Origin of the sequence: Shinella sp. M31, assembly GCF_049199205.1 — a bacterium.
Taxonomy (GTDB): Bacteria; Pseudomonadota; Alphaproteobacteria; order Rhizobiales; family Rhizobiaceae; genus Shinella.
Genome location: NZ_JBLZPH010000098.1, coordinates 1 through 17,755 on the forward strand (window position 1 = coordinate 1; position 17,755 = coordinate 17,755).

Below are 17,755 nucleotides of genomic sequence, written 5' to 3' on the forward strand. Positions count from 1 at the left end.
GCGCACGCGTTCCGGCGAGCCGGATTTCGGGATGGCGATGACGCCGGCCTTGGTGAGCAGGAAGGCCAGCGCCACCTGGGCGGAGCCGACATTGTGGATGCGGCCGATCTCTTCCAGAACGGGATGGCCGAGCAGGCGACCCTCGTCGAGTGGCGAATAGGCCATGATCGGAATGCCCTGCACCTGGCTCCAGCGCAGGAGATCGAATTCGATGCCGCGGCGGGCGAGATTGTAGAGCACCTGATTGGCGGCCGGGCGATGCGGCTCGGCCTCTTCCAGCAGTTCCCGCATATCGGAGATGTCGAAGTTCGAGACGCCCCAGGCGCCGATCTTGCCTTGCGTCTTCAAGGTTTCGAAGGCCTCCACCGTCTCGGAGAATGGATGGCGGCCGCGCCAATGCAGCAGGTAGAGTTCGATATGGTCGGTGCCGAGGCGCTTGAGGCTTGCCTCGCAAGCGGCGATCGTGCCGGCGCGGCTGGCATTGTAGGGCAGCACCTTGCTGACGAGGAACACCTCGTCGCGCCTTCCCTTGATGGCCTCGCCGACGACCTCCTCCGCGCCGCCATCGGCGTACATTTCCGCAGTGTCGATGACGGTCATGCCGAGATCGAGCCCGGCGCGCAGGCTTGCGGCCTCCTCGGCCATCGTTGCCTCGCCTTCGCCCATATGCCAGGTGCCGAGGCCAAGGGCCGGGACCTGTCGTCCACCGGGAAGGGTGACTGCCGGTAGTTCCGCTTTCATGTTGCACTCCACGAGAGGTGCCATACATCAGCAATCGGAATTGTATGCATGACAAGAATTGGCTGGTCGTCCCCAAGAGATGGACTATCAATCGGAAAAAACAATCCGGATCACAAGAGACTGCCATGCAGATCGAAATCTTTCTGGCGCTGCTGGTGTTCGCCTTCACGACCTCCATCACCCCCGGTCCGAACAATATGATGCTGTTCGCCTCGGGTGTGAATTTCGGTTTCGTGCGCACGATCCCGCATATGTGCGGCATCGGCGTCGGCTTCCTCGTGCTGCTGCTGGCCGTCGGCTTCGGGCTCGGCGCGCTGCTGGAGGCCGTGCCGCTGGTCTATACGGTGCTGAAATTCGCCGGTGGCGCCTATCTCGTCTGGATCGCCTGGAAGATCGGCACGTCGCGTTCGCTCGGCGAGGGCAAGGCCAGCGCTCGGCCGATGCGCTTTCTCGAGGCCGCCGCCTTCCAATGGGTCAATCCGAAGGCCTGGGTCATGGCCGTCTCCGCCATGGCGACCTATACCAATTCGGCCAATTACACGATGAGCGTGCTGATCGTCGGCGTCGCCTTCGCCATCGTCAATTTCCCGAGCGTCTCGACCTGGGCCGGCTTCGGCTCGGCGCTGCGCGAGTGGCTGTCCGTGCCGGTCCGGCTGAAATGGTTCAACATCACCATGGCGTTGCTGCTCGTCGCCAGCCTCTGGCCGATGCTGCGCTAGCGGCGTATGAAAGGGCGAAGCCGGAGGAATAGCCGTGTCGCACGATCACGACCACGACGACCATCACCATCACGACAACCATTTTTCGCCGATGGAAGCGCGCGTACGCGCGCTGGAAACCATCCTGACGGAGAAGGGCCTGATCGATCCCAAGGCGATCGACGTCATCGTCGAGACCTATGAGACGAAAATCGGCCCGCGCAACGGCGCCCGCGTCGTGGCCAAGGCGTGGGCAGAGCCCGATTTCGCCGACTGGCTGAAGCGCGATGCGACAGCGGCGATCGCCAGCCTTGGTTACACCGGCCGGCAGGGCGAGCATATGCGCGCGGTGTTCAATGATGGCGAGACACACAACCTCGTCGTCTGCACGCTGTGCTCCTGTTATCCGTGGTCCGTGCTCGGCCTGCCGCCCGTCTGGTACAAGGCGCCGGCCTACCGCTCGCGTGCCGTCATCGATCCGCGCGGCGTGCTCGCCGAATTCGGTGTGACTTTGCCGGAAGGCCAAAAAATCCGCGTCTGGGATTCGACGGCGGAACTGCGCTATATCGTCGTGCCGCAGCGCCCCGAAGGCACCGAGGGCTTGAACCAGGAAGCGCTTGCCGATCTCGTGACGAGGGATTCGATGATCGGTACGGGATTGGCGCTGGAGGTGAAGCCATGAACGGGCCGCACGATCTCGGCGGCCAGCATGGCCTCGGTCCGGTCGCGCCGGAGCCGAACGAGCCGTATTTTCATGGCGACTGGGAGAAGCGGGCTTTGGGCGTGACGCTGTCCTGCGGTGCCTTCGGCGCCTGGACGATCGACGAGAGCCGGCATGCGCGCGAAAACATCCCGCCCGCCACCTATCTCTCGGCGAGTTACTACGAAATCTGGATCCGCGCACTCGAAACGCTTTTGCAGCGTCACGGCTTCGTCAGCGGCGCGGAATTGGCGGAGGGCCGGATGCTGGAAAAGGGCGCTGCGCCGAAGCGTGTCCTGAAGGCGGATATGGTGCCGGCGGTGCTTGCCAAGGGCGGCCCCTGCGACCGGCCGGTGGAGGCGGCACCGCGTTTTGCCGCCGGTACGCGCGTGCGCACCCGCAATTTCAACCCGACGACGCACACGCGGCTGCCGCGCTATGCCCGCGGCAAGGTCGGCGTGGTCGAGACCGTGCAGGGGTCCTTCGTCTTTCCCGACGACAATGCGCATGGCAAGGGCGAGAGCCCGCAATGGGTCTATACCGTCGTCTTCGAGGGTGGCGAAATCTGGGGTGAGGATGCGGCCCCCGGCCTGACCGTCTCCATCGATGCCTGGGAGAGTTACCTTGAGCCGGTGTGAGACGCTCGCCGATTCGCCCGGCCTGCCGAAATCCGCCGAAGGTGATCCGGTCTTTGCCGAGCCCTGGCAGGCGCAGGCTTTTGCGATGACGGTGCGATTGCACGAGCAGGGTGTGTTTTCCTGGGCCGAATGGGCCGAGGCACTGTCGCGCGAAGTGCACCGGCCTGGCCGTGCCGTCGATGGGGCCGACTATTTCGATTGCTGGGTGGCGGCTCTGTCGTCGCTGCTTGCCGTGCGTGGCGTGGCGAGCGAGGCGGAACAATCCGCGCTGTCCGCGCGATGGGCGCGCGCCGCGGAGGCGACGCCGCACGGCAAGCCGATCCTGCTCGAAAATGCCAGCTAAATCCGGTCCGCCACGAAGCGGGCAAGCCATGGGCCGATGAAGGTCACGAGGATCAGCCGTGTTGTCTGCAAGGTCATGACGAAGGCGATGTCGACATTTGCCGAGGCGGCGATGACGGCGACCGAATCGAGGCTGCCGGGGCTGGTGGCCAGATAGGCCGTCAGCGGGTCGACGCCGAGCAGGAAGACAAGCGCTACCGCCAGAAGGCCCGAGAAGCACAGCAGCGCGACGATGGACAGCACTGTCGGCAAGAGAGCGCGGCGCGCATGCAGGAGGATGGCGCGCGTGAAGCCGAGGCCGATATTCCAGCCAAGCAGCGCAAATGCGATGACCAGCAGTCCTTGCGGCAGGATGATCGTCACGGTGCCGGACGTGTTGAGCACCGAGGCGAGCGCGAAGGGCAGGAGGAAGGCGCCGGCCGGGATGCGCAGCTTCTCGCCGGCAAGGCCGGCGAGAATGCCGATGGCCAGCATCGCAACGAGCGGAAGTAGGGGCACCGGCTCGAACCAGGCATGCGGCGGTGCGGCCGCACCTTCATGGCCGGCAAAATGCGCGACCAGCGTGGCGAGGCTCGCGACGAACAGCACGCGCAGATATTGCATGAAGGCAACGAGACGCATGTCGGCGCCATAGGCTTCCGCCATCATCAGCATGGAGGAGGCGGCGCCTGCCGAAGACCCCCAGATCGCGGTCGTGCCGGGCAGGACGCCGGTGCGCGCGATCATCCAGCCGCTGAAGGCGCTGACCGCGATCACGGAAAAGACGACGGTGAGGATGAGCAGCCAGTTGTCGAGGAAGGTGGCGACGAAATCCTGCGACACCGTGCCGGCAATCATCAGGGCGAGCACGACCTGCACGGCGAAGAAACAGAGGCGCGGCAGGCGGATCGTACCGCCGGCAAGTGCCACGACGATGCCGGCAAGCATGGGGCCGATCATCAGCGCCGCCGGAAAGCCGGTCATGTAAAGCGGCGTAGTCGTTACCAAGGACAGGCCGGCAACGCAGGTCCACTGCAGGGCGGCTGGCAGATGTCCGAGGCCGGGAGGCCGGGATGCGGTTTCGTCTGGGGTTGGGGAGGCGGGGGACACGTCTTCGCTCCGTGGATCGCGCCTTCCATACAGCGGCGACGCCGTGGGGAACAGGGCCAAAACAGGGGGTAGGCGGATCGTACGGCCGGTGAACGAGGCTTCGCCCCTTGCTTCACGGGCGCGAATCCTGCCAAGTCCCGGCATGGAATTCGCACCCCAACAGGATGAAGCGCTCAAGGCCGTCGCAAAATGGCTGAAGGACGGGCGCGAACCGCTTTTCCGGCTGTTCGGCTATGCCGGAACGGGCAAGACGACGCTGGCGCGGCATTTCGCCGAAAATGTCGATGGCGAGGTGCTGTTTGCCGCCTTTACCGGCAAGGCCGCGCAAGTGCTGCGCTCCAAGGGGGCGAGCAATGCCAAGACGATCCATTCGCTGATCTACCGTCCGCGCGGCGAGGAAGAGGTGTCGGACGAGGAGACGGGCAAGACCTCGATCTCGCCGATGTTCTCGATCAACCGCCAGAGCCCGGTCGCCAAGGCGGCCCTGGTTGTGGTCGACGAATGTTCGATGGTCGATGAGGCGCTTGGCCGCGACCTGATGAGCTTTGGCACGCCGATTCTCGTGCTCGGCGATCCCGGCCAGCTGCCGCCCGTCACCGGCGGCGGTTATTTCACCAATCAGGAGCCGGATTATCTGCTGACGGACATTCACCGGCAGGCGCGTGACAATCCGATCATCCGCCTTGCCATGCAGGTGCGCGAGGGCAACGACATCGGCTATGGCGATTATGGCGCCGCGCGCGTGATCGGCCGCAACGAGGTGGACCAGTCCCTGGTGCTGGAGGCCGATCAGGTGCTCGTCGGCACCAACCGCACACGCCGGCGCTACAACCAGCGCCTCCGCGAGCTGAAGGGTTTTACCACGGACTATCCGCAATCCGGCGACAAGCTGGTGTGCCTGCGCAACGATCCGGCCAAGGGGCTGCTCAACGGTTCGCTCTGGCAGGTGATGAGCTCGTCCAAGGAGACGGTGAAGCCTGGCATCAACCTGATGATCCGGCCCGAGGACGACGACATGGACCGCGGCGCGGCCAAGATCAAGCTCTTGAAGGCGGCGTTCGAGAACCTCGAGGAAGAGATCCCGTGGTCGACGCGCAAGCGCTATGACGAGTTCGATTTCGGCTATGCGCTGACCGTGCACAAGGCGCAGGGTTCGCAGTGGAACGACGTCGTGCTGTTCGACGAGAGTTTTGCATTCCGCGACACACGTGAACGCTGGCTTTACACTGCCATTACGCGCGCCGCGGAAACGCTTACCGTCGTGCGTTAGATGGATCTTTTTCGCTGAACCGCGAAAAGGCTCCATCCATTTTTCTACGCAGTTCCGGACGCAAAACCGCTACGCACTTTTGCTGGAATTGCTTTGGGACCCGCACGACGCCCGCTTTTTTCAGGAGCGGATGGTAGAGGCCGGTCATCATGTCCGGCCGCTTGACGCCGGCCTTAATGGCCGACGATTCCGAGCATGACCGCCTTTGCGACGGCCTGGAAACGGTTGTTGCTGTTGAACTTGGCGATGATGTTCTTTTCCATCACCTGCACTTCGCCGGGCTCGACTTCCAGCGCACGGGCGATGCGGCTCGTCGGATAGCCCTCGGCCATCAGCGTGAGACAGCGCAGTTCCGCCGCGCTCAGGTGCGCCTGGGGCGTGTTGTCGTTGGTCTCGGGTTCGAGCGCGCCGGTAAAGTCGAGCAGTTCGTTGATCTGCTGCATCTGGCGGCGGATCGTCGATTGCTGAGCGACCAGCTCTCGCTTGCGCGCCGTCATCGCCGTGCGGAAGATCATATCGGCCTCGTCCTGGCTTTCGGCAGAGGACAGGCGCTCCAGCAGTTCCTGGATGACCGCGACGGGCATGCCCGTCTCGCGACAGGTGTTGACCACCGACATCTGCTGGATTTCTTCCGGACCGTAGACGCGCATGGGGCCGACGCGGGCGGCCTTCAACAGGCCCTTTTCCTCATAGAAATGCAGCGTGCGGTGCGTGACGCCGAAGGCGTTCGCCATATCGGCGATTGCCAGGCGGCCCGCCGGCAGATTTTCCGGGAGCGGGGTCACAGGCAGATAACGGATGGATTTACGCGCGCCGGAGCGGGCGTCGGCGGTGGCTTTCTTCGACTCGTTCGTCATCATGAAAGCAGCCCGCAAAAAAGAAGATCGGTCATGTCATTACCCCCGGTCGCCGGCCAGACCCCGTGCCGGGACGAGGTTTCAAGACGACGAAAAACGCCCCACTATCGCTCGCCGCTATTCAGCCTGTCCGCCGATGCTCCGCTTGCGGCCCTGCCAGGGTTCCAGATCCATCTCGCGAGGAGAGTGTGCAGGGATCCGAACCCCGGAGCGGCACAGAACACCAATCCGCCCAGGTTCATAACCTAAACCCTGGGGCCGGGCGTGCCTATCGTTATATCTAGGGATGTATTTTCTGGGAGGGCTTCTCGCTTTGCGGCGGGGGAGAGTGCGCTATCGCGTCAGGGTGGCGCCGGCTTCCTCGACGAATGCCGCTTCGGCCAGCGCCGCGTCCGGCGTGATGGCGCAGGCCGCCGGCTGGCGGAAATGCGGCGAGCCGCGCGGGGTAACCTGGCTGGTGTGCGAGAGGCATTCCATCACGCTGCTCGCCGTGCCCTTGCGGATGGCGTGGCGGTAGAGCGGTCCGCTCGCCGAAAGCGTACGGGCGGCGAAGGCGACGGCTTCATAGGCGATACCGGCCTCGCTCTTCAGCTGTTCACGCGAAAAATGCCGCGCATAGATCGTGGCACCCGATTGATCGTGGACCAGCCGCGCATAGACGCCGAGCCCATCCGGCCGGTTCTCCACGCGAATGGAATAGGAAAGCGGCAGCGGCGCGCCGGTCTGGCGCGTGTCGGCCAGGCGCACGGTGCGGTGATATTCTGCCGAATTGGAAATGGCGCGGGCAAGCGCACTGCATTCGCCGCTCTGCGGCCAGCACTGCAGGATGTGCAGCTCTGGCAGCATTTCAACCATGCCGCTGAGCCTGTTCTGCATCGACAGCACCTGCTGCACCTTCGCGACAGCCGCATTGGTGGCTTCGGGATAGAAGGACGGCGCCAGGAAAAGCAGCGGCAGCAGCGAGAAGAGCGCGAGCGGTGAGGAGATGGGCTTGGGCAGCCAGGAGCGTTTCGGCCGCGGAGCGTCTTGGGGGAAGTGTTGGGTGGGTTCGACCTCCTCGGCTGCCAGATAGCTGCCGACTTCCGGCGCGATTTGCGTGAGGCTGTATTCCGGGACGTAGCTGCCGAGCGGCACACGGATGCGCAGCTGTTCAGTCGTACCTTCGGTTTCGTAATACTGGTCGAGAAGTTTGCGCAGCTTGCCGGCCTGCACGCGCACCAGCGGATCGTTGCCGGCGTCGAAACCCGATGGGCGGCCGAACACGTCGATGCCGATGCTGTAGCCCTTGAGCTGGGCTGCTTTGCCGGCCAGTTCGTTTTCTACGACATAGGTGAGGAACGAGCGCAGCCGTTCGGAGCGGGCGAAGGTTTCGCTGGCAATGACGGCATGGAGCGCACGCCGCACGAGATCGCACGCCGGCCTGTCGGTCCCGCTCATGGTGTCGCCACAGAGGAGGCCATCGTCGCTGCCTGAGTTCCTTCCCCATTTCGGAACAGAGCGACCGGTATAGCCGCTACCCCCAAAAATCACGGGGAGTTTAGCGGTGATTCTTGATGAACGGCAAGGGGTGGCTGACCACGTGTGCGGCAATTGTGCGCTATCGTACGGCTATCGCGTGTTTTCGAGCGATTGCCCTTGTGGAAACAACGCGCTAGACCTTGTTTTCAGTCATAGGAGTCCGCGTCGTCATGCCTGCGAAACTGTCGGTAAATCTCAACGCAATCGCCATGCTGCGCAACCGCCGGGATCTACCCTGGCCGAGTGTCACGGGCATCGGCCGGATTGCGCTTGAAGCGGGCGCCAGCGGTCTGACTGTGCATCCGCGCCCGGACCAGCGCCATGTGCGCTTCAGCGATCTCGGCATGATCCGCAGCCTCATCGATACCGAATTTTCCGACACGGAATTCAACATCGAGGGGTTCCCGGAAGAGAATTTCATGCGTCTCGTCGAGGAGCATCGCCCCGAGCAGGTGACGCTGGTGCCGGACGATCCGGCGCAGGCGACCTCCGACCATGGCTGGGATTTCCGCAAGAACCACAACCTGCTCGGCAATATCATTGAGCGGCTGAAGAAATTCGGCCTGCGCGTGTCGGTCTTCGCCGATGGGGAGCCGGACCGCGAATCGCTGACGATCGCCCGCGATCTCGGTGCCGACCGGATCGAGCTTTATACTGGGCCGTATGGCGGCTGTTACGACAATCCGGCGGAAGCCGTGCGGATCGTCGAATTGCTGGGCGAGACGGCGGATATCGCTTTCGAACTCGGCCTTGGCGTCAATGCCGGCCATGATCTCACGGTCGCCAATCTGCCGGCGCTCGTCGCGCGAATTCCGCGCCTGGAGGAGGTCTCCATCGGCCATGGTCTCACGGCCGATGCGCTGGAATATGGCATGGCGGAGAGTGTTCGCCGCTTCCGCCGCGCCTGCGGCCAGGACGCCTGACGGCGACGCGGCGCCCCCTTGGGAGCGCCGCATCTTTTCGGGATCAGCCGAGGAAGGCTGCCTTGCTGGCGGCGACGAAGTCCTCGAATTCGGTCGGCTTGCGGCCGGACAGCGCTTCCGCATCGCCGGTGACGGCTGCGATCTTGCCTTCGCGCGTGTTGGCGTCGAAGGAGACGATGGTGGGAATGAAGCCTTCCGGCAGGCCGGCGCCCTTCAGGCCCTCGGCAAGCTGCGCATCCGTGACATGCACGACCTTCAACGGCTTACCGGTGGCGGCCGAGACGATGGCGGCGATTTCTTCCGCCGTGCGTGCCTTGGTGCCCGTCAGCGTGTAGATCCTGCTCTCGTCGCCCGCCTTGAGCACGGCTCCCGCGAGGGCGGCGGCGGTGTCGGCGCGCGTGATGTGGGCAATCTTACCGTCGCCCGTCGAGGTGTACCAGGAGCCGGTCTGAAGCGCGTGCGGCAGCGACATGAACAGGTTTTCGGCATACCAGCCGTCGCGCAGGATCGTGTAGGGAATGCCGGTCGCCTTGATGGCTTCTTCGGTGCCGAGATGATCGGGTGCGAAGGTGACGAGAGAGTCCTCCGGCTGCGGCATGGAGGTGTAGAGGATGTGCTTGACGCCGGCCTTCTTGGCGGCGGCCACGGCGGCCTTGTGCTGGGCAAGACGCTTGCCGGCTTCACCGAGCGCGTCGGTCGAGATGATCAGCACCTTGCCGACGCCGGCGAAGGCGGCATCGAGCGAGGCGGGGTCATCGAAATCGGCGGCGCGGACGGTCACGCCCTTGGCGGCGTAATCGGACAGCTTCGTGACGTCGCGGGTCGCGGCGATGATGCTGGCGGGGACAACCTTGCCGGAGGCGAGGAGGTTGTCGAGGACGAGGCGGCCGAGCTGGCCGGAGGCGCCGGTGACGAGAATGGTGTCGGTCATGTCTGTGCCTTTCTTGGCAGGGTTTCCGGCTGGGGCAGGGTGGCGCCGTCGAACCCGTGGGTGTCGGTCTCTTATTGAGACTTGCTCTTATCTGGTAATCTGATAGAGCCTGTAAAGAAGGCAGTTTTTTCTCCGGTGGTTACCTGAAGGGAACCGACTATGAACAAGATCGTCGGCGGCGCCGATGGCGAACGCGTCATGCTTATCGACGGCGTACCCATGTCGATGGACGATTGTCCGGTGCGCGACGTGCTCGATAGCGTCGGTGGCAAGTGGACGTCGCTGATGATCCTCGGCCTCGCGGATGGGCCGCGCCGCTTCTCGCAGCTGCGCCGCCTCATTCCCGATATTTCCCAGCGCATGCTGACCCAGACGCTGCGCGACCTCCAGCGCGACGGCTATCTCACGCGGACCGTCTATCCGACCCAGCCGCCGAGCGTCGAATACAAGCTGACGCCGCTTGGCCATTCCTTCCTTGCGCTTCTGCGATCGCTCGTGCAGTGGTCTTCGGAAAATCACACTGCGATCCGGGCCGCACGTAAGGCCTATGACGCGGAACAGGACTGACGAAGGCGTAGCGGGGGCGGGCATGAAGCCACTGGATATCGGCATTGCCGGCGCGGGTCCTGCCGGGCTTGCAGCGGCCCTGTTCCTTTCGCGCGCTGGCCATCGGGTCGAACTGATCGAACGCTTTGAGCGTCCGTCGCCCGTTGGCTCGGGTCTCCTGATGCAGCCGACGGGCCTGACCGTGCTCGATTCGCTCGGCCTTTCGCCCGCCATCCACACCCTTGGAAACCGTATCGACCGGCTGCACGGCGCCGATGCCCTGAGTGGCCGGACGGTGCTCGATGTGCGCTATGATGCGCTGGCCGGCGGGCGCTACGGGCTGGCGGTGCACCGTGCCGCGTTGTTTTCGACTTTACATGATGCCGTCGTTGCCGCAGGCCTGCCCATTCGCACCGGCATCACGCTGGCGAAAGCCGAAACGCGGCAGGCCCGTACGGCTTTGCATGATCCCGATGGTGAGATCGTCGGTGACTACGATCTGGTGATCGACGCGACGGGCGCACGCTCGCAGCTCGTCGCTGCTTCCGTCGTCGCCCCGCCGGTCAAGGAGCTGCCCTGGGGCGCTTTCTGGGCGACGCTGGACTGCGATGGCATCGCGCATGACTCTACGGCCCTCTCTCAACGGTATGACGCAGCGAAGGTGATGATCGGAGTGCTGCCGGTCGGCCGGGCGCATGCCGGCGAGGGGCGCAAGGTCGCGTTCTTCTGGAGCCTCAAGACGGCCGAGGCCGACGCGGTGAAGCAGGCCGGCCTCGACCGCTGGAAGGCGGGCATATCAGGCTATTGGCCGGAGGCGGTGCCGTTCCTCGACCAAATTTCGGACTGGGACCAGCTGACGCTCGCCCGCTACGCCCACCGCACCGCGCTGCCGCCCTATGCCGATGGTATCGTCTTCATTGGCGACAGCGCCCATTCGACCAGCCCGCAGCTCGGGCAGGGGGCGAACATGGCGCTCTTGGATGCCGCGGCCCTGGCGCATGCGCTGTCCTCGGCGGCGACGCTGGACGAGGGGCTGGCGGCCTATGCGGCGGCAAGGCGCAACCATGTGCGCCTGTTCCAGCTGCTCTCCTATGTCTTCACGCCGTTCTACCAGTCGGATTCGCGGGCGATCGCCTGGCTGCGCGACCGGCTCGTGGCAACGGTCGCGAAAATTCCGCCGGCCCCGCAGATCCTCGCCGCCATCGTATCCGGCACGCTGACCGACCCGTTCACGCGGGCCGGCCTGGAAGAGTGCCGCTGGCTGGAAAGCGTGCTTCAGGAAGCCTGAGCGGTTGGCATCTGCCAACCTGCAAGATCAAGCGCCCAGGTCTGGCCGACGAGGTTCTTGCCGAAGCTATGATGGGGCTCTTCCCGCTCCAGCACGAAACCGGCTGCCTGATAGATGCGCCGGGCCGCGATCAGGATGTCGTTCGTCCAGAGTTCCAGCCTGCTGTATCCGGCGCCCTGCGCAAAGCGGATGCACTCCGTCACCAGCCGCGTGCCGAGCCCCTGGCCGCGTGCGGCATCCGAAACATGCAGCAGGCGCAGCTTCGCCGTCGTCTCGCTTGCCTTGACGAGGAAGATGCTGCCGACGAACCGGCCGTCCTGTTCGGCGATCCAGCAATGTTCGCGTGCGGGATCGAAATGGCGCAGGAACTGCGCGCAGATTTCCGCGACCAGCGCCTCGTATTCCGTGTTCCAGCCGTAGGTTTCGGTATAGCTGTGGGCCTGGCTTGCGATCACGCGGCCCATGTCGCCCGGGCGATGGGGACGGATGACAGCTTTGGCGGGTGCGCCGGCAAGCAGGGTCGTGGCGCGGTGCAGGGCCGTCGTCAGGTCCAGCCGTTCGCTTTGCGTCAGCGGCTCGATGAGCGTGGCGATGCTCCGCCGGGAGCGCGTGGCGAGGTCAGCCGCGACGGCGCGGCCCTTTTCCGTCAGGCCGAGCAGGCGCCCGCGGCCGTCCGCCGGGTCCTTGCGGGCATCGACAAAGCCCTTGTCGACAAAGGTCTTCAGCAGGCGGCTGAGATAGGCGGGATCAAGGGATAGCTCTTCGGTGAGCTGCGAAGCGGATGTGGTGCCGCGTGCGGCAAGCTCATAAATGACGCGCGCTTCCGTCAGCGTATAGGGCGTGTCGAGATAGGCGCGGTCGAGCACGCCGATTCGGTTGGTGTAGAAGCGGTTGAAGGCGCGGATCGTTTCGATCGGGTCCGTCGCGGCTTCGTCAAAGGCAAGGGCATTCATGGTGATCTCCTTCGATCACCATGTGCTCCGATTTATTTGACTGAGTCAAATAAATTATGCCGCCTTGCTGGCGGCCACCTTGCCGAGTGCGAAATCGACGGCGGCCTTGGCATGGATCGCGGTCGAATCGAAGCCGGGCAGGGCAAGCGCATCGGGATCGAGCAACAGACAGATCTCCGTGCAACCGAGGATGACGCTGTCGGCGCCCTCCGCGCGTGCGGCCTCGATGAGGGCAAGCACCCGGTCGCGCGACGCGTCGAACACCTTGCCCTGGCACAGCTCGCTGAAAATGACGTCGTGCATCAGGATGCGGCCGGCTTCGTCGGGCACCATGACGTCGAGACCGGCGGCCTTCATGCGCTCCGCATAAAACCCGTGTTCCATCGTGTAGCGCGTGGCGAGCAGCAGCGGGCGGCGCTTGCCGGCGGCGCGGATTTCGCCTGCGGTCTCGTCGATGATGTTGAGCAGCGTCGCCTTGGTGGCGGCCTGCACGGCATCGGCGACGAGATGCATCGTGTTGGTGCAGATCAGCACGCAATCGGCTCCGGCCTTTTCAAGGCCGGCGGCAACCGCGCCGAGTCGTGCGCCGGCGGCATCCCAGCGGCCGGCCTGCTGGAGCTCGACGATCGACTGGAAATCGACCGAATGCACCAGCACCTCCGCCGAATGCAGGCCGCCGAGCCGCTCGCGCACGGCCTCGTTGATCATGCGGTAATAGACCGCCGTGCTCTCGAAGCTCATGCCGCCGATAAGGCCGATCGTTTTCATGGTCGTTTCCTCCGCTCTTTCTGGATGGCGCAGAGAATGCCGTGCAATGGGCGGCGATTGTTCGCAAAGTTCGCGCTCTTTCTGGAGAAAGGCCGGAAATTTTCTTGCAAGGCTTCTAAATAGCGCTCATTGTTTGCGCGAATAAAGCGAATGATGGAGAATCCTGGCGTGTTGGACGAGCGAGACCGAAAATTGCTGGCGCTGTTGCAGGAGGATGCTGGTGCGCCCGTCGCCATTCTGGCGGAGAAGGTCAATCTCTCGCTCTCGGCCTGTGCCCGGCGTATCCAGCGGCTGGAGGAGAGTGGCCATATCGCCGGCCGGGTCGCGCTGCTCGACCGGGACAAGATGGGTGTGCCGACGACGGTTTTCGCCCTTATCAAGACCGCACATCACAGCGACGACTGGATCGAGATGTTTTCGAAGGCGATCGCCGACATTCCTGAGGTCGTCGAGGCGCACCGGCTGACCGGCAATTACGATTATATCCTGAAGATCGTGCTGCCGCGCGTCGAGCACTATGACGTCGTCTACAAGCGCATCGTGCGGCGGGTCGAGCTTTTCGACGTCTCGGCGTCGATCTCGATGGAGAGCCTCAAGAGCGGATCGCGCCTGCCGGTCGAGCATGCCTGAAAGCGCGCACAAAAAAGGCCGGTAAAACCGGCCTTTTTCGGTGTCTGTTGCGACAGATCAGGCTGCGGCGAGTTGATCAGCCGACATCTTGCCGGACTTGCGGTCGCGAACCAGTTCGAAGGAAACCTTCTGGCCTTCGTTGAGGGCAGTGAGGCCCGCGCGCTGTACGGCGGAGATGTGGACGAAAACGTCCGGCTCACCGCTGTCCTGCTGAATGAAGCCGTAGCCCTTGGTCGTGTTGAACCACTTTACGGTACCAGTTGCCATGACGAAACCTTTCCTAGCCGTCAAATCAATCATCGGTCGCCCGTCGGGCGGCCTTGGGTGGTCGAATTTGAAGGGGAAGTTCGTGAAGCTGCAGGCTGGAAACCCGCAAATGCGACGTCAACGTTCAAATCTCGATGCGGGAGAAATAAGTGCTTCGGCGCGACCGGTCAAGACGCGCCCGCACGCTCGTGCTTATTCCGGTGCGGAAAGTGCCTCATCGTTCGCGCATTGCGAGATCGGCAGCTGCCGGAAGGAATAAATCGCCAGGATCCGACCTTCGTCGTCGGTATCCACCTTCAGGCAGGCGCAGGCATAGCCGTAATTGCCATTCGTGCGCACATAGTCGCCCTCGGAAATATCGGGGATGCGGTCCATCCCGTCGGGCTCGGTGCCGCCGCCCTGGCTCATCATCGTCCATGTGCCGTCGGCATCGTCCAGCCACCAGTTGCCCGGCGTCGGGTTCTGCAGCCAGCCGCAACGGCTTTCGGCGGCTTGCACGGCGGTGGAAAGGGTCGCGAGCGCGAGCAGCGCGGCAAGAAGGGTCTTCTTCATCGGGCAACCCTCACTTGTCGATCTTCTTGCAATGGAACATGTCGCCGCTCGTTTCGGAAGACCAGTCCATTTCCGTCGCGGTGATGTTGGCAAGGCCGATGCGATAATCGTCGGCGAAGGTCAGGATATAGGCTCCGCCATCCTGTTCGGTTTTCAGGATCGGCATCGGGCCTTCGCCGGAATCGTAGGTGTCCGCCGTGAAGGTGAAGGTCGAGACCTCGCAGTCCCAGCTGCCCGCATAAGGCGGCTCATCGGCGGCGGCGGCAGAAAGCGTGGAGGCGAGCAGGACGGCGGCGGCGAGGCGGAGCATGGCGCGGGATCCGTGAAAGGAGGGCTGGGTCCTCCCGTAACGGGCGAGGGTCGTCACTTATTCCCGCATGGATGCTGCCGGCACGAAAAGCCCCGCCGAAGCGGGGCTTTCCAGATCAGGCAGGGCGTCGCTTGTCGACGCGGTTGTGGTCGAGGAAGGCGGCAATGGCCGCTTCACCGCAGAGTCGGCGCTGTTCGACAAGAGCGGATGCAAGGCGTGCAGCATCGCCGAAGGTGGCGACGCCGGCATTTTCCGCCGCCGGATTGCGGGCGAGGCAATCGGCGACGATGTCCGCCATGGTGCGCGGCAGGAGGTCGGTGCAGTCCAGCATGCTGCCGAACACGGCGCCGATGGGGACGATCTTGTCTTCGAAGATCACCATCGGTTCGGCGCGTTCGTCTTCCCAGGCGTCGAAGGCCTCGAGAGCGTCACCAAACAGTTGCTGAAGCGTGATGGGAGCATGTCCTTCGTGAAGGTCTGGCAGGAAATTCAACATTTTCTGTCTCCTTGGCGTAAGGGCGTTTCGCTTGTTACTCCGTACTCGGACCGCTTGGATGAGGCTTGCCGATCCGCGACGCAAACCGGCCTGCTGCACCGCAGTCTCACAAATCTTAACAACGAGAAACGGATTGGGAAGCGAAATATTTTGTTCTTCGTCGGTCCATTGCCGCTTTTCATTGGAGTTCTGTTTCAAAACAGCGACATAGGCGGAAGAAATTTTTGAGCGCCTTTGTGCAATGCAATGCCGGGATACGTTCATCCGCTGAAATATCAGGATGCCGGATCGCGGTTTTTTGGGCTTCGGTAAGAAGGGCGTTGACCAAGACACCGGACATCGCTAGAAGATGCGAACCGTACCGTACGGTACGCAAAATGACGGGTAAAAATCTTGCAGATCGCAGAGCAGGCAAAGACAGGCGCAGCCGCCGCGGGACTGACGGAACGTCAGGGCGCGGTGCTGGAGCGTGCGCTCGGCCTGCTGGTGGAGGGCGGCGAACGGGCGCTGACCACGGCGGGGGTGGCGCGCGCCGCGAACTGTTCGAAGGAAAGCCTTTATAAATGGTTCGGCGATCGCGACGGGTTGATCTCGGCGATGATCACCTATCAGGCCGGCAAGGTGCGCACCGTCGAGGTCGATGCGCGCGCGCTGACGGCGGAAAGCCTGCGCAAGCATCTCGTCGCCTTTGCAGGCGATCTCATCGACGTTCTCTCCGGAGACGTGTCGCTGGCGCTCAACCGTCTTGCCATCGGCCAGGCGAGCCGCGAGGGCGCCGGTCTCGGCCGCCTGCTGCAGGAGCGCGGCCGCCGGCAGATCGGCAAGCGCGCCGCAGCGCTGCTGGAAGCCGGCCGCAAGGCGAAGCTGCTTGCATTCGACACCGCCGACGAGGCATACGGCACGCTCTACGGCCTTGTCGTCTCCGACATGCATCTGCGCATGTTGCTGGGCGAGGATGCGAGCGCACTCAAAAAGGAATTCTCGCCACGCGCGGAGAAGGCGGTCGATGCCTTCCTGACGCTTCACGGCGCGAAAGGGTAAGGCCGGCAGGAAAAGCCGCCGGTTCAGTTAAACAGACAGCAAGGGAAGGAACCATCGATGCGCGTCTATTACGATCGTGATGCCGATCTCAACCTCATCAAGGCGAAGAACGTCGCCATCGTCGGCTACGGCTCGCAGGGCCGTGCTCACGCCCTCAACCTCAAGGATTCCGGCGCCAAGGGCGTCGTGATCGCGCTCAAGGCCGGTTCGCCGACGATCAAGAAGGCCGAAGCCGACGGCTTCAAGGTCATGACGGTCGCCGAAGCCGCCAAGTGGGCCGACCTCCTGATGATGGCGACCCCGGACGAGCTCCAGGCCGACATCTACAAGGCCGAAATCGCCGGCAACATCCGCGACGGCGCCGCCATCGCCTTCGCCCACGGCCTCAACGTGCATTTCGGCCTCATCGAGCCGAAGTCCTCGGTCGACGTCGTCATGATCGCGCCGAAGGGCCCGGGCCACACGGTTCGCGGCGAATACCAGAAGGGCGGCGGCGTTCCCTGCCTCGTCGCCGTTCACCAGAACGCTTCGGGCAACGCGCTTGACCTCGCGCTCTCCTACGCCTGCGGCGTCGGCGGCGGCCGTTCGGGCATCATCGAAACCAACTTCAAGGAAGAGTGCGAAACCGACCTCTTCGGTGAACAGGTCGTTCTGTGCGGCGGTCTCGTCGAGCTGATCCGCGCCGGTTTCGAAACGCTGGTCGAAGCCGGTTACGCTCCGGAAATGGCCTATTTCGAGTGCCTGCACGAAGTGAAGCTGATCGTCGACCTGATCTATGAAGGCGGCATCGCCAACATGAACTACTCGATCTCGAACACGGCCGAGTGGGGCGAATACGTCACGGGCCCGCGCATCATCACCGCCGACACCAAGGCTGAAATGAAGCGCGTCCTCAACGACATCCAGACCGGCAAGTTCACCTCCGAGTGGATGCAGGAATGGAAGGCCGGCGGCGCACGCTTCAAGGGCATCCGCCGCAACAACGATTCGCACCAGATCGAAGAAGTCGGTGCGAAGCTGCGCGGCATGATGCCGTGGATCGGCAAGAACAAGCTGGTCGACAAGGCCGTCAACTAAGCGACTTGCCGGTCGCGTCAACGGCTTGCATGCCTGCGGCAATGCGGTGATCGGCAAGAACAGTCCGGCCGACAAGGCCGGCAACCAATCGTTTTCGCGCAAAAGCGTGAACGATGGGCC

Annotated in this window: 22 protein-coding genes; 11 read left to right on the top strand and 11 right to left on the bottom strand. The window is 63.7% G+C overall.

Going from position 1 to position 17,755, the window contains the following annotated elements:
* Positions 1 to 741, bottom strand: a 741-nt coding sequence (locus ACOZKU_RS17035) for an aldo/keto reductase (RefSeq protein WP_421579860.1), incomplete at its 3' end; no start/stop codon positions are given.
* 125 nt (positions 742 to 866) lie between these two features.
* Here ACOZKU_RS17035 and ACOZKU_RS17040 point away from each other — a divergent pair.
* From ACOZKU_RS17040 to ACOZKU_RS17055, 4 genes are all read left to right on the top strand, one after another.
* On the top strand, positions 867 to 1,460 hold the full coding sequence (locus ACOZKU_RS17040; protein WP_421579861.1) for a LysE family translocator: 594 nt from the start codon (positions 867 to 869) through the stop codon (positions 1,458 to 1,460).
* 91 nt (positions 1,461 to 1,551) lie between these two features.
* Entirely contained in the window at positions 1,552 to 2,121 is a 570-nt protein-coding gene (gene nthA, locus ACOZKU_RS17045) for a nitrile hydratase subunit alpha (RefSeq protein WP_421579877.1), read from the top strand.
* Positions 2,118 to 2,777, top strand: a complete 660-nt coding sequence (gene nthB, locus ACOZKU_RS17050) for a nitrile hydratase subunit beta (RefSeq protein WP_421579862.1) — start codon at positions 2,118 to 2,120, stop codon at positions 2,775 to 2,777. The genes nthA and nthB overlap by 4 nt, the downstream gene beginning before the upstream one ends.
* Complete coding sequence (locus ACOZKU_RS17055; RefSeq protein ID WP_421579863.1) at positions 2,764 to 3,120, top strand: nitrile hydratase accessory protein; 357 nt, start codon at positions 2,764 to 2,766, stop codon at positions 3,118 to 3,120. The genes nthB and ACOZKU_RS17055 overlap by 14 nt, the downstream gene beginning before the upstream one ends.
* Here ACOZKU_RS17055 and ACOZKU_RS17060 read toward each other — a convergent pair.
* Positions 3,117 to 4,208 carry an AbrB family transcriptional regulator gene (locus ACOZKU_RS17060; protein WP_421579864.1) on the bottom strand — a complete coding sequence of 364 codons (1,092 nt, stop codon included), beginning with the start codon at positions 4,206 to 4,208 and terminating at the stop codon, positions 3,117 to 3,119. The genes ACOZKU_RS17055 and ACOZKU_RS17060 overlap by 4 nt on opposite strands.
* Positions 4,209 to 4,350: 142 nt before the next feature.
* Here ACOZKU_RS17060 and ACOZKU_RS17065 point away from each other — a divergent pair, with 142 nt between their 5' ends.
* The gene (locus ACOZKU_RS17065) at positions 4,351 to 5,478 is read left to right on the top strand and encodes an ATP-dependent DNA helicase (RefSeq protein ID WP_421579865.1); all 1,128 of its coding nucleotides are present in this window, start codon (positions 4,351 to 4,353) and stop codon (positions 5,476 to 5,478) included.
* A gap of 173 nt (positions 5,479 to 5,651) precedes the next feature.
* Here ACOZKU_RS17065 and ACOZKU_RS17070 read toward each other — a convergent pair whose 3' ends face one another.
* Both ACOZKU_RS17070 and ACOZKU_RS17075 read right to left on the bottom strand, forming a co-directional pair.
* On the bottom strand, positions 5,652 to 6,335 hold the full coding sequence (locus ACOZKU_RS17070) for a MerR family transcriptional regulator (protein WP_421579878.1): 684 nt from the start codon (positions 6,333 to 6,335) through the stop codon (positions 5,652 to 5,654).
* Between the two features lie 333 nt (positions 6,336 to 6,668).
* Positions 6,669 to 7,772, bottom strand: coding sequence for a hypothetical protein (locus ACOZKU_RS17075; protein ID WP_421579866.1), 1,104 nt, complete (start codon positions 7,770 to 7,772; stop codon positions 6,669 to 6,671).
* A 251-nt stretch (positions 7,773 to 8,023) separates the two neighbouring features.
* Between ACOZKU_RS17075 and ACOZKU_RS17080 the strand changes: the two genes are divergently transcribed.
* Positions 8,024 to 8,776 (top strand): pyridoxine 5'-phosphate synthase, encoded by a 753-nt coding sequence (locus tag ACOZKU_RS17080; protein WP_421579867.1) that lies wholly within the window; start codon positions 8,024 to 8,026, stop codon positions 8,774 to 8,776.
* A 43-nt stretch (positions 8,777 to 8,819) separates the two neighbouring features.
* On the opposite strand, the gene ACOZKU_RS17085 is transcribed toward ACOZKU_RS17080, so the two are convergent.
* On the bottom strand, positions 8,820 to 9,707 hold the full coding sequence (locus tag ACOZKU_RS17085; protein WP_421579868.1) for an SDR family oxidoreductase: 888 nt from the start codon (positions 9,705 to 9,707) through the stop codon (positions 8,820 to 8,822).
* 159 nt (positions 9,708 to 9,866) lie between these two features.
* Here ACOZKU_RS17085 and ACOZKU_RS17090 point away from each other — a divergent pair, with 159 nt between their 5' ends.
* Positions 9,867 to 10,274 carry a winged helix-turn-helix transcriptional regulator gene (locus ACOZKU_RS17090; RefSeq protein ID WP_421579869.1) on the top strand — a complete coding sequence of 136 codons (408 nt, stop codon included), beginning with the start codon at positions 9,867 to 9,869 and terminating at the stop codon, positions 10,272 to 10,274.
* 22 nt (positions 10,275 to 10,296) lie between these two features.
* Positions 10,297 to 11,541 (top strand): FAD-dependent oxidoreductase, encoded by a 1,245-nt coding sequence (locus ACOZKU_RS17095; RefSeq protein ID WP_421579870.1) that lies wholly within the window; start codon positions 10,297 to 10,299, stop codon positions 11,539 to 11,541.
* Here the strand turns inward: ACOZKU_RS17095 and ACOZKU_RS17100 are convergent.
* A complete protein-coding gene (locus tag ACOZKU_RS17100; RefSeq protein WP_421579871.1) occupies positions 11,529 to 12,494 on the bottom strand; it encodes a bifunctional helix-turn-helix transcriptional regulator/GNAT family N-acetyltransferase in 966 nt (321 codons plus the stop codon). The two genes, ACOZKU_RS17095 and ACOZKU_RS17100, sit on opposite strands and share 13 nt — an antisense overlap.
* A 54-nt stretch (positions 12,495 to 12,548) precedes the next feature.
* Positions 12,549 to 13,262, bottom strand: a complete 714-nt coding sequence (locus ACOZKU_RS17105) for an aspartate/glutamate racemase family protein (protein WP_421579872.1) — start codon at positions 13,260 to 13,262, stop codon at positions 12,549 to 12,551.
* A gap of 168 nt (positions 13,263 to 13,430) precedes the next feature.
* Here ACOZKU_RS17105 and ACOZKU_RS17110 point away from each other — a divergent pair, with 168 nt between their 5' ends.
* Positions 13,431 to 13,892, top strand: coding sequence for an Lrp/AsnC family transcriptional regulator (locus ACOZKU_RS17110; RefSeq protein WP_421579879.1), 462 nt, complete (start codon positions 13,431 to 13,433; stop codon positions 13,890 to 13,892).
* A 57-nt stretch (positions 13,893 to 13,949) separates the two neighbouring features.
* Here ACOZKU_RS17110 and ACOZKU_RS17115 read toward each other — a convergent pair whose 3' ends face one another.
* The 4 genes from ACOZKU_RS17115 to ACOZKU_RS17130 form a co-directional block, all read right to left on the bottom strand.
* Positions 13,950 to 14,159, bottom strand: a complete 210-nt coding sequence (locus ACOZKU_RS17115) for a cold-shock protein (RefSeq protein ID WP_314084735.1) — start codon at positions 14,157 to 14,159, stop codon at positions 13,950 to 13,952.
* Between the two features lie 192 nt (positions 14,160 to 14,351).
* Positions 14,352 to 14,711 (bottom strand): DUF4087 domain-containing protein, encoded by a 360-nt coding sequence (locus ACOZKU_RS17120; protein WP_421579873.1) that lies wholly within the window; start codon positions 14,709 to 14,711, stop codon positions 14,352 to 14,354.
* Positions 14,712 to 14,721: 10 nt separating this feature from the next.
* Positions 14,722 to 15,021, bottom strand: a complete 300-nt coding sequence (locus ACOZKU_RS17125) for a hypothetical protein (RefSeq protein WP_314084729.1) — start codon at positions 15,019 to 15,021, stop codon at positions 14,722 to 14,724.
* A gap of 115 nt (positions 15,022 to 15,136) precedes the next feature.
* Entirely contained in the window at positions 15,137 to 15,781 is a 645-nt protein-coding gene (locus ACOZKU_RS17130) for a hypothetical protein (protein WP_421579874.1), read from the bottom strand.
* A gap of 129 nt (positions 15,782 to 15,910) precedes the next feature.
* Here ACOZKU_RS17130 and ACOZKU_RS17135 point away from each other — a divergent pair, with 129 nt between their 5' ends.
* Positions 15,911 to 16,558 carry a TetR/AcrR family transcriptional regulator C-terminal domain-containing protein gene (locus ACOZKU_RS17135; RefSeq protein ID WP_421579875.1) on the top strand — a complete coding sequence of 216 codons (648 nt, stop codon included), beginning with the start codon at positions 15,911 to 15,913 and terminating at the stop codon, positions 16,556 to 16,558.
* A 57-nt stretch (positions 16,559 to 16,615) separates the two neighbouring features.
* Positions 16,616 to 17,635, top strand: a complete 1,020-nt coding sequence (ilvC, locus tag ACOZKU_RS17140) for a ketol-acid reductoisomerase (RefSeq protein WP_117366444.1) — start codon at positions 16,616 to 16,618, stop codon at positions 17,633 to 17,635.
* Positions 17,636 to 17,755: the final 120 nt, after the last annotated feature.

Bases quoted from the DNA above. Each gene is read 5' to 3' on its own strand.
- ACOZKU_RS17100 (WP_421579871.1), bottom strand. From the start codon at position 12,494: ATGAATGCCCTTGCCTTTGACGAAGCCGCGACGGACCCGATCGAAACG.
- ACOZKU_RS17075 (WP_421579866.1), bottom strand. From the start codon at position 7,772: ATGAGCGGGACCGACAGGCCGGCGTGCGATCTCGTGCGGCGTGCGCTC.
- ACOZKU_RS17065 (WP_421579865.1), top strand. From the start codon at position 4,351: ATGGAATTCGCACCCCAACAGGATGAAGCGCTCAAGGCCGTCGCAAAA.
- nthB (WP_421579862.1), top strand. From the start codon at position 2,118: ATGAACGGGCCGCACGATCTCGGCGGCCAGCATGGCCTCGGTCCGGTC.
- ACOZKU_RS17120 (WP_421579873.1), bottom strand. From the start codon at position 14,711: ATGAAGAAGACCCTTCTTGCCGCGCTGCTCGCGCTCGCGACCCTTTCC.
- ACOZKU_RS17130 (WP_421579874.1), bottom strand. From the start codon at position 15,781: ATGAACGTATCCCGGCATTGCATTGCACAAAGGCGCTCAAAAATTTCT.
- ACOZKU_RS17040 (WP_421579861.1), top strand. From the start codon at position 867: ATGCAGATCGAAATCTTTCTGGCGCTGCTGGTGTTCGCCTTCACGACC.
- nthA (WP_421579877.1), top strand. From the start codon at position 1,552: ATGGAAGCGCGCGTACGCGCGCTGGAAACCATCCTGACGGAGAAGGGC.
- ACOZKU_RS17115 (WP_314084735.1), bottom strand. From the start codon at position 14,159: ATGGCAACTGGTACCGTAAAGTGGTTCAACACGACCAAGGGCTACGGC.
- ACOZKU_RS17090 (WP_421579869.1), top strand. From the start codon at position 9,867: ATGAACAAGATCGTCGGCGGCGCCGATGGCGAACGCGTCATGCTTATC.
- ACOZKU_RS17095 (WP_421579870.1), top strand. From the start codon at position 10,297: ATGAAGCCACTGGATATCGGCATTGCCGGCGCGGGTCCTGCCGGGCTT.
- ACOZKU_RS17070 (WP_421579878.1), bottom strand. From the start codon at position 6,335: ATGACGAACGAGTCGAAGAAAGCCACCGCCGACGCCCGCTCCGGCGCG.
- ACOZKU_RS17105 (WP_421579872.1), bottom strand. From the start codon at position 13,262: ATGAAAACGATCGGCCTTATCGGCGGCATGAGCTTCGAGAGCACGGCG.
- ACOZKU_RS17125 (WP_314084729.1), bottom strand. From the start codon at position 15,021: ATGCTCCGCCTCGCCGCCGCCGTCCTGCTCGCCTCCACGCTTTCTGCC.
- ACOZKU_RS17080 (WP_421579867.1), top strand. From the start codon at position 8,024: ATGCCTGCGAAACTGTCGGTAAATCTCAACGCAATCGCCATGCTGCGC.
- ACOZKU_RS17085 (WP_421579868.1), bottom strand. From the start codon at position 9,707: ATGACCGACACCATTCTCGTCACCGGCGCCTCCGGCCAGCTCGGCCGC.
- ilvC (WP_117366444.1), top strand. From the start codon at position 16,616: ATGCGCGTCTATTACGATCGTGATGCCGATCTCAACCTCATCAAGGCG.